The sequence below is a fragment of the Anaeroplasma bactoclasticum genome (assembly GCF_003550015.1).
GTDB classification, from domain to species: domain Bacteria; phylum Bacillota_I; class Bacilli_A; order Acholeplasmatales; family Anaeroplasmataceae; genus Anaeroplasma; species Anaeroplasma bactoclasticum.
Genome location: NZ_QXEV01000012.1, coordinates 1 through 14,940 on the forward strand (window position 1 = coordinate 1; position 14,940 = coordinate 14,940).

Here is a 14,940-nt window from a genome sequence, read left to right on the forward strand (position 1 = left end):
AAGAAACAACAGTTTTCTTTTGAAAAGATAAAGGTTAGAAGATATAAAAGAATTCAAGCCTTAAATACATTACTAACATATGTAATGTTTTTTAGCAATGTCATAAATATGAAGGCTGTAGGAAAAGCAATAAGAAAAATCAAAAATCAAATAAGGGAAAAGGTGCTATTCTGGTTATATAGAATAAGCGATGGAATAAAAGGGGTTATTTCATTTTTTAGCAAGGACTTAATTTCAATAATTTACCCTAAAAGAAATAAACGAAGACGAGATTTGTGGACTGTAATGGGAGTCAGATTTGACATCTCCTAAAATTGACAAAATTTCGTATGAATTTAAAAATGGGGAAACTCAAAATAATATAACAAATGACTATTTATTAAATTATAAATTTAAAGTATAATAATACTCCTAGGTTAAAGGTACTTGATAAGTACTTTCTATAAAAAAAGGAGATATAAAAAATGAAAAGAAAATGGAGAAATCTAGTTGGGATACCACTAATGGGAGTGGCACTTGCTTCAACCTTAGGTGTTACTAGCTATGCTGCAGATTATTATGGGGCAATTACTAATACCTCCAGTGGTACATCACTAGCATCAAGCCTACATACTCTAAGTGAGAGTAAGCATACAAATCAAATTGGCTATTCTGGTTTGTGGACTGCATATTACACTACAGATGTCTTACCTGGCACAGGTATAATATGGGATACTTATTCTGAAAAGCTTTATACTGTTGGTGATGATCAAGATGAGGGGAGCCATGACGCAGAAGGACAAAAATATAATAGAGAACATACTGTTCCTCAGTCCTGGTTTACTAAAGCATCTCCTATGGTTGCCGATACACATCATATTTTAGCTACAGATGCTTATGTAAATGGGCAAAGGTCTAATTGGCCTTATGGCGAAGTAGGAAGCGCAAAATATACTTCCGGAAATGGTTCAAAGCTAGGATCTAGTAAACTATCTAGTTATTCAGGAAAAGTATTTGAGCCTATCGATGAATATAAAGGAGATATTGCAAGAGGCTATTTCTATATGGCAATCAGATATAGTGATAAGCTAGCGAATTGGGGAGATGGTGCAGAAGTTGCCTTCACCTCAAGCTATCCTTACCTAACAAGCTATGCCTTAAATCTATTTACGAAATGGTCGCATGAGGACCCTGTATCTGATAAGGAGATTATTCGTAATGATGCGATAGAAGCTGTTCAAGGAAATAGAAATCCATTCATTGATCATCCAGAATGGATTGATACCATTTGGACAAATAGTTATACAGATTCAGCAAGTAATACTAAATATTCGGCTTCTAATGTTGTAAGCGCAATTAATACTTTAACTCAATCATCTTCAAATGAGGATGTCTATAGTGCCTACGCAAAATATTGTAGATTAAATACAAGTGATAAATCTTTAGTTACAAATGTATCAACATTATTTAGCTTAGTTGAATCTAAAGCTAATTCATCTATAGATTTGGATACATATTGGCCTGAAATTATTGCAAGAAATACTCATGACGTCACAGTAGATCAAACAAAAGTAGATAATGTTATCGCATTAATCAATGCCCTACCATCACCTGTAACAGCATCTGATGCAACAGCAGTGAATCAAGCAAATACAGCATATAATGCTCTAAATAGTAGTGAAAAGGCATTAGTTACAAATTATGCTATTTTAGATGCAGCACTTACTACTTTAGATAATTTATCCAAAACACCTTTTACATTAGTTACAAATCCTAGTGATTTATCTGTTGGTGATAGTGTTATAATTGCAGCTGCAAATTATAATTATGCACTAGGACCAACATATAGTAATTATTATAGAGAGGCTGTATCTATTGAAAAGGCAGATAATATTATTCGTTTAGCTGAAGATTCTAGAGTTACTGTTTTAACATTAGCTCAAGGAACGACATCTAACACATTCGCATTTAATACAGGAGATGGATATTTAGTTCCAACTTCTGACCATAAGAGTTTGCTTACGGAAACGACTATTAGTGTAAATAGTTCATATAATATTTCAATTTCTTCAGGTATTGCTACAATAGCATCAAGCGGCAGCTATACAAATGGAACTATGGCATTTTTAAAAAATAGTAAATATACCGAGTTTACAAGTAATAGTACTATAGATGATTCAGAGTATTTTTCACTTCAAATTTATAAGCACATAGTTGATGACACTATTAATCAAGAAGAAGTAAATACTGTTATTAATTTAATTAATGCATTACCAGAAAACATTACATTATCTGATGAAGTAAGTATTGTTGCAGCAGAGAATGCATATGGTGCATTAAATAGTTCTGAAAAAGAATTAGTTACAAATTATTCTTTATTAACTCAAGCAAGAAGTAGCTTAAACACTTTACGTGTAAGTATTACATCTTTTGAAAATTTAACTACTAAGACTTCAGCAAAGTTCTCTTACTCATCACAAGAAGAAACTATAACTGGAGTAGAAGGATATAATTTAGTTACTGATGCAAGCACTCTTGCAGCTGGAGATAATATAATCATTGCTGCATCAAGTGAAGATAAGGCGTTAAGTACTACTCAAAACCCCAATAATCGAGGTTCCGTTTCAATAACTAAATCTGGAACTACATTAACATATGATAGTACTTCAACTCCTCAAATTATCACTTTAGAGGCTGGTACAAAGGCAAACACATTCGCATTTAATGTTGGGGACGGATATTTATACGCTGCTAGTTCTAGTAGTAATTATTTAAAAACACAATCATCAAAGGATGACAATGCTTCCTGGGCAATTTCTATAACTTCCTCAGGAGTGGCTACCATTACTGCTCAAGGCGCGAATACTAGAAACATATTAAAATATAATACTGCGAATAGTGGTATATTTGCTTGCTATAGTTCTGGGCAGATCGACGTTAAAATATATAAGTATTCTAGTGGAAGTACAACAACTACTACATATTCTGTATCCAATGCTTATATTCGTTTTGGTGGAGGAATGGATAAGAGCTTATATGAGAATTTATTAGAATTAGATTCAAATGCTACCTTTGGCGTTGCATTATCTAAGAATGGAACAACATATTCTTATTACACATGTAATCCTGTATATGTTGAATCTATTGGAGCAACCACTTCAAATGTAAATGGCTCATATGTTCAGTATTCTGCATTAATTCCTGTATCCGAAGAAAATTATTCCACAACAATTTATGCTAAATGTTATGTAGAAATTAATGGTACTAAGTATTTTATGGAAAGTGCATCCTATAGCTTACATACTCTAGCACAATACTATATTAATAATGCATCAACCCTAGGAATTACAGATCCTACAGTTTTAGGTGCTTTAGGAGAGTTTTAAATGAAAAAGTATAATAAACCAATAATTATAGAAGAAGAAATCAAAATTGTAGATGTTATTGCTGAAAGCTTTGGAACTAGCCAAGCAGGCGATAAGATAGTTAATTTCTTAGAGGATTAAGCATGCAACCGCATGCTTTTTCTTTTTAGTTAGATGCTGTTTTTCTAAAACGATTTAGACATATATTTTATTTTTGTTTAGTAAATTCACATTTTTATCAAAAATGTTTCTAATAACAGTTGAATAATAGTGTTTTTCAAAGTATAATGTGTTCGCTATAAGAAATAATAGACAAAGGGGTATTTGTCTAAAAGGAGAGTTAATAATGGGCAAAAAAATAAAGAATTTAGTGGGGGTTTCACTATTTGGAATTGCACTAGCTTCAACTATTGGCGTTAGTGCGGCATCTACTGCAGATTATTACCAAAGTATTGATGGTGGAGTTAGTGGAACTACTTTAGCTGATGCATTAAATACATTAGTTACAAGTACACATACTCACAAATTGTCTTATGACAATCTATGGAGTTTATATGGAACTTCCGATGTTTATCCTGGAACAAATAAGATTTGGGATACTTATTCCGAGGTCTTATTTAATAAGGGTTCTGACCAAGCTGGTTCATATCAAAAAGAAGGCGATGCTTATAATAGAGAGCATACCGTTCCTCAGTCTTGGTTTAATGAAAACCTACCTATGAAAGGCGATGCATTCCATGTACTTGCTACAGATGGCTATGTAAATAATCGAAGAGGTAGCTATTTATATGGAGAAGTAAAAAATGCAACTTATACTTCAAAAAATGGTTCAAAGCTAGGATCAAGTAATCTATCTGGTTATTCTGGAACTGTATTTGAGCCAATTGATGAATACAAAGGAGATATCGCTAGAGGCTATTTTTATATGGCTATCCGCTATAAAGACCAGTGTGGTTCTTGGACTAGTGGTGCAAAGGATGTATTTAAGTCTACATATCCTTATCTATCCGATTATGCATTAGACTTATTTACAAAATGGTCTCATTTAGACCCTGTATCTGATAAAGAGCTTATTCGTAATGATGCGATAGAAGCGGAACAGGGAAATAGAAATCCATTTATTGATCACCCAGAATGGGTAGATACTATTTGGAATAATAGCTATGTAGATACTCCTACAAAAACAGCATATTCTGCTTTAGATGTAATAAATGCAGTAGATGCATTACAAACTTCTTCAACAGATGCAGATGTTTATAATGCATATGCTAAATATTGTAGATTAAATACAAGTGATAAATTATTAGTAACAAACTCTGAGGCTTTATTCACAAAAGTAAAATCTAAGAGTGGTACATCTATGGATTTATCTAACTATTGGTCTGAAATTATTGAAAGAAATACAAATACTACAGTAGTTGATCAAGATAAGGTTGATAGTGTAATTGCAAGCATTGATAAGCTTCCTTTAACAATTACGATGGAAGATACTCAAAATGTACGTTCTGTACAGCAGGCTTATGCAGGCTTAAATTATACAGAAAGAACATTAGTAACAAATTATTCTAAGCTTTCTAAAGCAATTGATACAATTAATGCACTAGAAAGCGAAGAAAGAGTTAATAATGTTATTGCAATGATTAATGCATTACCAGATACAATTACATTAGATGATAAGGATGCTGTATATAATGCAGATAATGCATTTATGGCATTAAGCTTTGATGAAAGATGTAATGTTACAAATGCAGAAAAGCTTACTTTAGCACTTCAAATGATTTCTGCACTTGAATCAACTATTTATAAACAAATAAAGAACTTAGATGAATTAGAAGTTGGCGATAAGGTATTAATTGTTTGCCCTAAGAGCAGCTATGCCTTAGGTGGGCTTGTTTCTAAGTATTATAGAGCTGGTGTTGGCGTAACAATTAAGGATGATGAAATTGCTCTTCCTGAAAACAGTGAGGCTACTATTTTAACTGTAGAAGCAGGTCTTACTTCTGGCACTTACGCATTTAATACTGGTGATGGTTATTTAGTTCCTTCTAAAGAGGATAAGTATAAAAATCTAGTTACAGAAGCAACTATTACTGAATATAGCTCTTATACAGTAACTATTAATGATGGTGTTGCAAATTTAGTATCTCCTAAAGCTAAAAATGGTATTATGGCTTATGATACTTCTCATTATGATTTTACAAGCTATGAAACAGTAACTGGTGATTATACACTTGCATTATTCAAATATACTACAGCTGGTATGACAGTTAATGAGGAAAAGGTAAATAAAGTAATTGATATGATTAATAATTTACCTAACCCATTATCCTATACAGATAGTGAATTAATTTCAGAAATATTTACTGCATATGCTGCACTAAATACTTTAGAAAGAGCAGAAGTGACAAATTATGATGTGTTACGAAATGCAGATTTAGAAGTTATTGAATTAACTAAGATGCATTATGCAGAGCCTACAATTGAAGCAATTGATGCAATTCCATCGAATATCACATTATTAAATGAGGGTTGCTGTAAAGAAGCAAGAGAATCCTATAATGGTATATCTCCTGATACTCAGGCATATGTAACAAATTATGATAAATTATTAGAGGCTGAAGCAGCATATGAAGCATTATTTGCTCCTGTTGATGCATTTAGAAACGATAATATTAAATCATCTTTAATGTTTGATTATTCTGCTACAATTACTCAGTCTGGTGTAACAGCATATACTAAGGTTGAATCTCTATCAGATATTGCTGATGGAGCAGAAGTCATCATTACTAACCAGGCACTAGATTCAGCATTTGGTGCAGTTGATAAGGGTATTTCAGCTGTAGAAAATGTAACTGCAAGCACTGATGGAACACAATTGACAAGCATTGGTTCAGCTGTTTCTCTAACTTTAGAACAAGGAAGTGCAGTTGATAAATTCTATTTCAAGAATTCCAATGGATATTTAATTACTAGTGGTAAAAAGAACATTTCTTATGCTTTATCTAAGGATAGTGCACAAGAATGGACAATTAGTGTATATTCTGGTGTAGTTAGTATGGTTTCTAATGAATTAATATTAAAGTACAATACAAGTTCACCAAGATTTACTACATATCCAAGCTCTTCAGGTAGTGTTGAAGAAGTTTGCTTCTTTAAGAAAACTGGTGGAGTTGAAGCTTCATATACAGTATCAAACGCATATATTCGTTTTGGCGAATTTATGGAAAGAAGCGTTTATGAAGAATTACTTACAAGAGGAACAAAGGTTACATTTGGTGTTGAACTTGCATTAGATCCATATGATCCAAATGGTGGATATAAAGAGTTTGAATTAAATCCTGTGTTTGTATCTAAGATGGGTGCAAAAGAAGAAGATCCAAATGGAGCTTATGTTCAGTATGCAGTTCTTATCCCAGTAAGTGCAAAGAATTATAACACATGGATTTCTGCTAGAAGCTATGTATGTATTGATGGTGTTAAGTTCTATACAATGGGTACAGTTTATAGTATGCATTCTTTAGCTGAATACTATATTAAAAACGCTAGTGAATTAGGAATTACAGATTCCGCAATTATTGGTGCGTTAGGAGAGTTCTAATATGAAAGAGTATATTAAGCCAATTATTATAGATGAAGAATTAAGTATTGTTGATGTTATCGCTGAAAGCTTTGGATCTAGCCAAGCAGGCGATAGAATCGTTAATTTCTTAGAGGATTAAGCATGCGACTCGCATGCTTTTTTCTATGCATAAGAAAAGCCCTGATTTCAGGGCTTTTGGTCATTATTTATTTTCTGGTTTAGAGAATAATAATGCTTTGAATTCTTCTACAGGAAGAGGTTTAGCAAAATAGTAACCTTGAACGATATCACATTCAGCATCCTTTAGGAATTCAACCTCATTTGCTTGTTCTACACCTTCTGCAACAACAAGCTTATTAAGCTTATGGCATAGCTTAATAATAGAAGATACAATGGTTTGATTTGCTTCATCAAATCCACCACGGAAGAATTTTGCATCAATCTTGATTACATCAAAATCTAATTGGTGAATCATATTTAAAGAAGAATAACCAGTACCAAAGTCATCCATAGAAATATGGAAATCATTTTCGTGGAAAATCTTAATGAAACTTGTAAATGCTTCAACATTATCTACTAATAATCCTTCAGTGATTTCGATTTCTATTAATTCATGAGGAATATTATATTTTTCAATAATTTCTTGGTATCTATCGATAAAAGATAAATCCTGGAAATTTCTCTTAGAAAGGTTAAAGGATACAGGAACACATCTTTCTCCATTTGCCATCATTTTAGAAATAATCTTACATGTTTGTTCAAACATATATTCATCTAGTTTAACGATTCTACCATTTTGTTCGAATAATGGAATGAATTTGCCAGGAGAAATTAATCCTTTTATTGGGTCTCTCCATCTACATAAAGCCTCAGCTCCAGCCCAGTCATTTTTCTTTAAATCCCACTTAAGCTGTAAGAATACTTCAAATTCCTCATTCGCTAATGCTTCTTCAAATCTACCATTTAAATCATCTTGTTCCTTTTGCATTTTAACCATGTTATCATCATAGAAAGTATAAATAACATCTTTTTTTCTATTTTGATTTGCATGCTTTGCATGATCGAATTCTGTATGAAGGTCTAAGGAATATTGAGCGTCTGTCATTTTGATTCCATAAGAGAATGATAATTTTTGTTCATATTCATAGTGCTTATTTGTCAAGGAATAATTAAGATCATTTAATTTATATAAAATGTCATCTTGATTACCTTCTAATAGAATCATGAATCCAACTCCATGTTGATATCCTGCAAGTTCGTTAGGTTCACCTTCCATTTTGGATTGAAGAAGAGCTCCAACCTGTTTGATGATTATATCACCAGTTTCAGAACCAAAGCTTGCATTGATTCGTTTAAAGTTTTGAATGTTAACGTGAACAAGACCAAACTGGTTTTTTGGATGTTGTAATAGGACTGCTTGAGTGTCATGGTAGAATGCATTTTCATGATGCAATCCTGTTTCAAAATCAAAGGATTCAATTTTTTTCTTCTTAACAAATTGAATCAGTATTAATAAAGTAAGTAATATGATTGAGGTAGCAGAAATAACTAAAGAGCTATAGAAGCATGAAACAGCAATTTTAGTTAATGTTTCTGTCTTGGTTATTAAATATGCTTTAGGAGCCATAAATATTAAATAAATTGGGTTATCTTCATCTCCATAGGAAAGAATTGCTTTATAGAACATACCATCTCTATCCTCTTTACCTGCATTAAATATAATAGCTTCATCATTTTCCATGAATTCTACGTATCTATTATAATCAGTAGAACTAACCCAATAATCTCTCATAGCAATTGAAAGATTCGTAAATTCTGGCCATCCATAAGGACCTGTACCATCAAATCTCCATTTATGAAGCATTGAAGTATAATAAATAATATCTCCATTTTTTCTAACAATTAATGTTGTTGATTCTTGGTTATAAATAGGAGTTGATACTAGCTCATCAAAGTGTTCATAGCAGAATTTTCCAATATAGCCAGTTATTTCTGGATGCGTAGTATTTAGTGGTGCAGGGATTAAGAAATAGACGGTTTCATTTTTTATGTTATCCCCTTGTTTAATATCAACATCAGTATATAAACTATTATTTGTGATTGTATGGAAATCATCCTTTAAATCAAAAGAATAATCTGATCTAAAAATTGCTTTTCCGTTATAGATTATACCTGAATCCTCTATGGAACGTGGAACATTTTTATTATCTAATAACTGATATAATTTTTCATCTACTATATCACCATTACTATCTGTTATATCGGCATTGTCAACAATTGTAGAGAATGTCTCCATATCCAAAAAACTGCTTTTTAAATAATAACTAACTAATGAAGACCTTTGATATCCAGTATTCTTAATTCTTTCTTCAGCAATAGAATCATATGTTAAGTGGGATACTCTATTGAACTCAATAGCAAATACTATTATTATTGCAATAATAATAGAAGAGAAAATAATTAAGAAAGCAATAAATTTAGATTTAACTTGCTTCAATCTCTGATTTGTTGTCAAAAGCTTGTGCTGTCTTTGAAATAAAGGCGGTAGTGTCATAATATGACCCCCTCTCATAAATATATTAAAAAATAATAATCGTAATCTCTCACCTTGATTATAAAGTTATTTTCCCTTAAAAGCAACAAAATTGAAAGTATTAAGAGGAAATAGGACATATATTTGAACTGTGAATTCATTATTAAAATAATGTTTTATTTCTAAATCATATAAAAATAACAACTAACGTTAGGATTATTGAATAATTAAGTTTTATTTTTATGATTAATTGTGATATTATAAGTAGTGTATTTTCGCTAGGAGGATTTAAAATGACTGCAAGAAAATTATCCATCATTTTATCCATTGTTGGAGCTTTGATGTTTATAGGTGGAACTATATATTTTATTATTGGATATGTAAATTGTAAAAATCAAATTGTTGGAATAGAAGATGCTGAACAAGTTACAAACATAGTTCAACCTTTTATTTCTAATATGCTTATTTGGGTTTTAGGAAATTTCTTAATTGCAACATTTGTAAATGGTGTTGCTGCAATGAGCTATGCAATGTCGTTTACATATTTTAAGGGAGATGCTTTATTTATTGTAAAAATTATAGTTGTATTTATACCTTTAGTTATGTGTGGTGTTTATTTCTTAATTACTAAAAGCTTAATGCCATAAAAAATGTCTGGTTCATAAATGGACCAGACTTTTTTTCTACATAGAATCTATTTCTTTTTTTAACTCCTCTAGAATATCTTCTTCCTTAATGGTACGAACGATTTCTCCCTTTTTAAATATTACTGCAGTGCCCTTTCCGCCTGCAATACCTAAATCCGCTTCCTTGCCTTCACCAATACCATTTACAACACAGCCCATTACAGCAACATGAATTGGTTTATTTACAGTATATAGGTATTCTTCAACCTTTTTTGCTAAAGGAATTAAATCAATTTGTGTTCTACCACAGGTAGGACAAGAGGTTAAAATTGGCATATTTTCAATTAAGCCTTCTTCATTTAGAATTACCTTTGCTGCTTTTACCTCATCAAGAGGATCTCCTGTTAGAGATACTCTTATAGTATTACCGATACCTAATTCTAATAATTTAGATAATCCAATAGAAGAAGTAATTAATCCTTTAAATGCAGTTCCTGCTTCTGTGATTCCTATATGTAAAGGATATGGGAATGTTTCACTTGCAAGCTTATATGCTTCTAAAGATAATTTAATATTAGAAGCCTTAATCGATAGGACAATATCATAAAATCCTAAATCCTCTAATATTTCAATATGCTCTTTTGCGGCTTTAATCATATTGGAAGCATTCACTTCCCATCCCTTTGGTAAGGAACCAGCATTTACACCAATACGGATAGGGATTTTTCTTTCTTTACATAATTCTACAATCTCTTTAATTTTATCCTTATCTCTAATATTACCAGGGTTTAATCTTATTTTATCGACGCCCTCTTTAATAGCTATAATAGCTAGTTCTGGGTCAAAATGAATATCAGCGACCAATGGGATATGGATACCTTCTTTTATTTTATGGATAGAATAGGCATCCTCTTTATCTAATACAGCAACTCTTATGATATCACATCCAAGCTTTTCAAGCGCTAGGATTTGATTTATAGTTGCTTCTACATCCTTTGTTTTTGTGTTACACATACTTTGAATAAGGATTGGATTATCTCCACCTAAATAACGATTTCCAACCTTTACCACTCTAGTTTGATTTCTTAAAAACATACTTATCACCCAAAACATATTATACATTAAAATTTGAAAAAAGACATTAGCGCTCTTTAATAAATTAAAAGCTTTAAAAATTTATAAAATCTTGTTGCAATCTAACTTGCCTTTTGATATAATACGTTAGGAAGTTAATCTTTAGGTCTGGAGGGGAAAAATATGCGTGACTTAGTAAAGTTAATTTGTTCTGATTGCAAGAACGAGAATTATTATACAGACAAGAACAAGAAGACAACTCCTGAAAGAATGGAGATTAAGAAATATTGTCCTCATTGCCGTAAGCATACTGTTCATAAAGAAAAGAAGTAATAATAATTTATATAGAGAATAAGGCCTTAGGCCTTTTTTTCTTTTTCTCGATTAAAAACGTTTGTATTATTTTATTAGTTTTCAAAAGAACAATATTATACTATAATAGAATAACAATGAAATCTATAAATGAATTTATAGGATATTTGGAGGTTATAAAATGACTAAAGAAGAAATGTATTTAGACATCAATAAATGGAAAAAAGAGAAGAATGCAATTATTCTAGCACATTATTACCAGGATGGTGATATTCAAGATATTGCAGATTATGTAGGTGATTCCCTAGCTTTAGCACAAAAGGCTTCAAAAACTGATGCCAAAATCATCGTATTCTGTGGTGTACATTTTATGGCAGAAACTGCAAAGCTATTATCTCCTAAAAAGAAGGTATTGTTACCTGTAATGGAAGCTGGCTGTGTGATGGCAGATATGATGAATGAAAAGGATATTAAAAAGTATAGAGAAGAAAATCCTGATACGATTATTTTAATGTATGTAAATTCAACTGCTGCTTGTAAGCAATATGCAGATTGCTGCGTTACATCCTCTAATGCTTTAGGTATTATTGATTATTATGCTAAAGAAGGAAAGAAAATTCTATATGGGCCTGATAAGAATTTAGGATCCTATGCGATGAAAAATTCTAATGTTCAGCTTGATTTATGGAATGGCTTTTGTGGAATCCATAATGGAGTTAAGGTTTCTGATGTAGAAGATGCCATGAAGTTACATCCTAATGCAGAATTTATTGCTCATCCAGAATGTAATTTAGATGTACTTTCTAAAGCTTCTTATATAGGTTCAACAAAGCAATTGATTGAATATGTTACTAAAAGTGATAAAAAGGAATTCATTATTGGTACAGAAATGGGTGTAATTCATGAAATGGAGAAGAAAAATCCAGATAAGAAATTCTATTTAGTATCACCTAGATTAAAATGCTATGAAATGAAGCTTACTCGTTTAGAGGATTTATATAATTGTCTTAAGAATGAGACAAATGAAATTTTTATTGATGAAGAAGTAGCTAAAAAGGCTGTAAAGTGCGTCGATAAGATGCTTGAATTAAGTAAGTAGGTGTAAAGATGAAAAAAACATTCGAATATGATGTTGTAATATTAGGTGGAGGCTTAGCAGGTATTTATACTGCCTTAAACCTAAATAAGAATTTAAAAATAGCTATCCTTGTAAAGGATAAAATTGAAAAGGGATCTTCTAATTTAGCCCAAGGTGGAATTGCTGCTGAGGTTGAATTTGATCCAGATAAAATTGAAGAGCATTATGAGGATACCCTAAAGGCTGGCTCTTATTTAAATGATAAGGCTGCAACTAGAGTATTAGTTGAAGAGGCTGGCTATAATATTAAGAATTTAATTAGCCTTGGTGTTAATTTTGATAGAGATTCTAATGGCGAATTAGTTAAAACATTAGAGGGTGCTCATAGATCAAGAAGAATCTTACATGCTGGTGGAGATGCTACTGGTGCTAAGGTTATGGCAGATTTAAGAGAAACCCTAGCAAAACAAGAAAATATCACAGTATATGAAGATGAAATGGCCTTTGAAATTATTAAAAAGAATAAAAAGGCAATTGGTTTAATTGCGATTAATCAAGCAAATGAGCCTGTTTATTTCTTCTGTCAAAAAATTGTTATCGCAACTGGTGGCGTTGGTGGAATTTATAAGAATTCTACGAATGAAAAATTCGCTGTTGGTGATGGTATTGCCTTAGCTTATAGAGCTGGTATTAATATTTCTAATATGGAATTTGTACAATTCCATCCTACAGGATTATATGAAGAAGAAAAGCAAGGCCAAAGATTCTTAATTAGTGAGGCTGTTCGTGGTGAGGGTGCAATATTAAAGAATATTGAAGGCGAACGCTTTATGGCTAAATACGATAAAGAGCGTATGGAGCTTGCTCCAAGAGATGTTGTAAGCCAAGCGATTTATAGAGAAATGTTTGATACATGGAGTGACCATGTATATTTAGACATTACTGCAAAGCCAAAGGAATTCTTAATGAAAAGATTCCCAACAATTTATGAGAAGTGCTTATCTATTGGTGTAGATATGTCTAAGGATTTAATTCCTGTTGCTCCAATTGAGCATTTCCTATGTGGTGGTATTACAACAGATTTACTTGGTCACACTACCTTAGGTAATGTATATGCTGTAGGTGAATGTGCATCTACTGGTGTACATGGAGCAAATAGACTTGCATCGAATTCCTTACTTGAGTGCTTAGTTTATGGTAATAGAGTTGCTAAAGACATTAATGAAAATATAACAAATGGAACGAAGCTAGATAAGGTATATCCTTTAATGAACGAAGACTTTAAGAAATATAATTTTAAAGCGATTCGTACAGAAATTAGAGAAATTATGGATAAGTATGTATCCATTGTAAGAACTAAGGAAGGCTTAGATATTGCAAAAAGAATCATTGAAAAGCATTATAAGAACTTAGTAACATTAGAGGTTATGTCTAGATATTATTATGAAACATTAAATATGGTAACTATTGCAATGATTATCATTAATGCTGCATTATCTAGACCTAAATCTATTGGTTGTCATTATATGATTAGCTCTAGCCTTGATATGATTAAGGTAGATAAGATTATTAAGGATGCGTTAGCTGAGGATATGCCAAATGGTGATGTTACAACAGATAATTTAATTCCAGACGGACATCAATCTAAGGCAATGCTTATTGCTAAGGCAAATGGAGTTATTTCTGGTGTTGAAGTATTTAGAAGAGTATTTGAGCTTATTGGTGGAAGATGTAATATCAAATTCTATAAGAAAAATGGCGATAAGGTTTCAAGAATGGAAAAAATTGCTCTTTTAGAGGGTGATACAAAAACAATCCTTAAGGGTGAAAGAGTTGCTTTAAACCTAATCCAAAGAATGTGTGGTATTGCAACAGAAACATCTAAATATGTAGCTAAGGTTAAAGGTAATACAAAGATTTTAGATACAAGAAAAACTATGCCAGGACTACGCTATTTAGATAAGCTTGCTGTAACTCATGGTGGAGGTACAAACCATAGATATTCCTTATCCGATATGGTAATGCTTAAGGATAACCATATTGATGCTGCAGGAGGAATTACTGAAGCAGTACGTCAAATTAAGCCAAAGGTAAATGTTAAAATTGAAGTAGAGGTTGAAACTTTAGATCAATTTAAGGAAGCATTAAATACAGAATGCGATATTATAATGCTTGATAACATGAGCCTAGATTTAATGGCAGAATGTGTTAAGCTAAATAACCATAAGAAGATGCTAGAGGCATCTGGTAATATGAGCTTAGATAGAGTTGAAGAGGTATCCTTAACTGGTGTTGATTTTATCAGTGTAGGTGCAATTACTCATTCGGTTAAGGCATTAGACATTTCATTAAAATTCCATGAAATTAAAGATTAATAGAAAAGCCATCGAAAG

General features: G+C 31.7%; 9 protein-coding genes. 7 read left to right on the forward strand and 2 right to left on the reverse strand.

Translation table 11 applies throughout. From position 1 onward, the window contains the following. The 3 genes from EI71_RS10365 to EI71_RS05920 form a co-directional block, all read left to right on the forward strand. On the forward strand, window positions 1-312 hold a 312-nt coding region (locus tag EI71_RS10365), incomplete at its 5' end, for a hypothetical protein (RefSeq protein ID WP_211321057.1). 152 nt (window positions 313-464) lie between these two features. After that, a complete protein-coding gene (locus EI71_RS05915) occupies window positions 465-3,365 on the forward strand; it encodes an HNH endonuclease signature motif containing protein (protein WP_119016334.1) in 2,901 nt (966 codons plus the stop codon). 325 nt (window positions 3,366-3,690) lie between these two features. Beyond that, window positions 3,691-6,942: an HNH endonuclease signature motif containing protein gene (locus EI71_RS05920; protein ID WP_119016335.1), complete on the forward strand. Its 3,252-nt coding sequence runs from the start codon at window positions 3,691-3,693 to the stop codon at window positions 6,940-6,942. A gap of 184 nt (window positions 6,943-7,126) precedes the next feature. On the opposite strand, the gene EI71_RS05925 is transcribed toward EI71_RS05920, so the two are convergent. After that, a complete protein-coding gene (locus EI71_RS05925; protein WP_162849815.1) occupies window positions 7,127-9,478 on the reverse strand; it encodes a bifunctional diguanylate cyclase/phosphodiesterase in 2,352 nt (783 codons plus the stop codon). Between the two features lie 272 nt (window positions 9,479-9,750). On the opposite strand from EI71_RS05925, the gene EI71_RS05930 reads away from it, so the two are divergent. Continuing rightward, window positions 9,751-10,104 carry a hypothetical protein gene (locus EI71_RS05930; protein WP_119016337.1) on the forward strand — a complete coding sequence of 118 codons (354 nt, stop codon included), beginning with the start codon at window positions 9,751-9,753 and terminating at the stop codon, window positions 10,102-10,104. Window positions 10,105-10,140: 36 nt separating this feature from the next. On the opposite strand, the gene ispG is transcribed toward EI71_RS05930, so the two are convergent. Further along, window positions 10,141-11,178 (reverse strand): flavodoxin-dependent (E)-4-hydroxy-3-methylbut-2-enyl-diphosphate synthase, encoded by a 1,038-nt coding sequence (gene ispG, locus EI71_RS05935; RefSeq protein WP_119016338.1) that lies wholly within the window; start codon window positions 11,176-11,178, stop codon window positions 10,141-10,143. Window positions 11,179-11,340: 162 nt separating this feature from the next. Here ispG and rpmG point away from each other — a divergent pair, with 162 nt between their 5' ends. From rpmG to nadB, 3 genes are all read left to right on the forward strand, one after another. Beyond that, window positions 11,341-11,490 carry a 50S ribosomal protein L33 gene (rpmG, locus tag EI71_RS05940; protein WP_119016339.1) on the forward strand — a complete coding sequence of 50 codons (150 nt, stop codon included), beginning with the start codon at window positions 11,341-11,343 and terminating at the stop codon, window positions 11,488-11,490. 160 nt (window positions 11,491-11,650) lie between these two features. Continuing rightward, on the forward strand, window positions 11,651-12,568 hold the full coding sequence (nadA, locus tag EI71_RS05945) for a quinolinate synthase NadA (protein WP_119016340.1): 918 nt from the start codon (window positions 11,651-11,653) through the stop codon (window positions 12,566-12,568). 8 nt (window positions 12,569-12,576) lie between these two features. Next, window positions 12,577-14,922 (forward strand): L-aspartate oxidase, encoded by a 2,346-nt coding sequence (gene nadB / locus EI71_RS10370; protein ID WP_162849816.1) that lies wholly within the window; start codon window positions 12,577-12,579, stop codon window positions 14,920-14,922. Window positions 14,923-14,940 lie beyond the last annotated feature (18 nt).

Bases quoted from the DNA above. Each gene is read 5' to 3' on its own strand.
- nadB (WP_162849816.1), top strand. From the start codon at position 12,577: ATGAAAAAAACATTCGAATATGATGTTGTAATATTAGGTGGAGGCTTA.
- nadA (WP_119016340.1), top strand. From the start codon at position 11,651: ATGACTAAAGAAGAAATGTATTTAGACATCAATAAATGGAAAAAAGAG.
- EI71_RS05915 (WP_119016334.1), top strand. From the start codon at position 465: ATGAAAAGAAAATGGAGAAATCTAGTTGGGATACCACTAATGGGAGTG.
- EI71_RS05925 (WP_162849815.1), bottom strand. From the start codon at position 9,478: ATGACACTACCGCCTTTATTTCAAAGACAGCACAAGCTTTTGACAACA.
- rpmG (WP_119016339.1), top strand. From the start codon at position 11,341: ATGCGTGACTTAGTAAAGTTAATTTGTTCTGATTGCAAGAACGAGAAT.
- ispG (WP_119016338.1), bottom strand. From the start codon at position 11,178: ATGTTTTTAAGAAATCAAACTAGAGTGGTAAAGGTTGGAAATCGTTAT.
- EI71_RS05920 (WP_119016335.1), top strand. From the start codon at position 3,691: ATGGGCAAAAAAATAAAGAATTTAGTGGGGGTTTCACTATTTGGAATT.
- EI71_RS05930 (WP_119016337.1), top strand. From the start codon at position 9,751: ATGACTGCAAGAAAATTATCCATCATTTTATCCATTGTTGGAGCTTTG.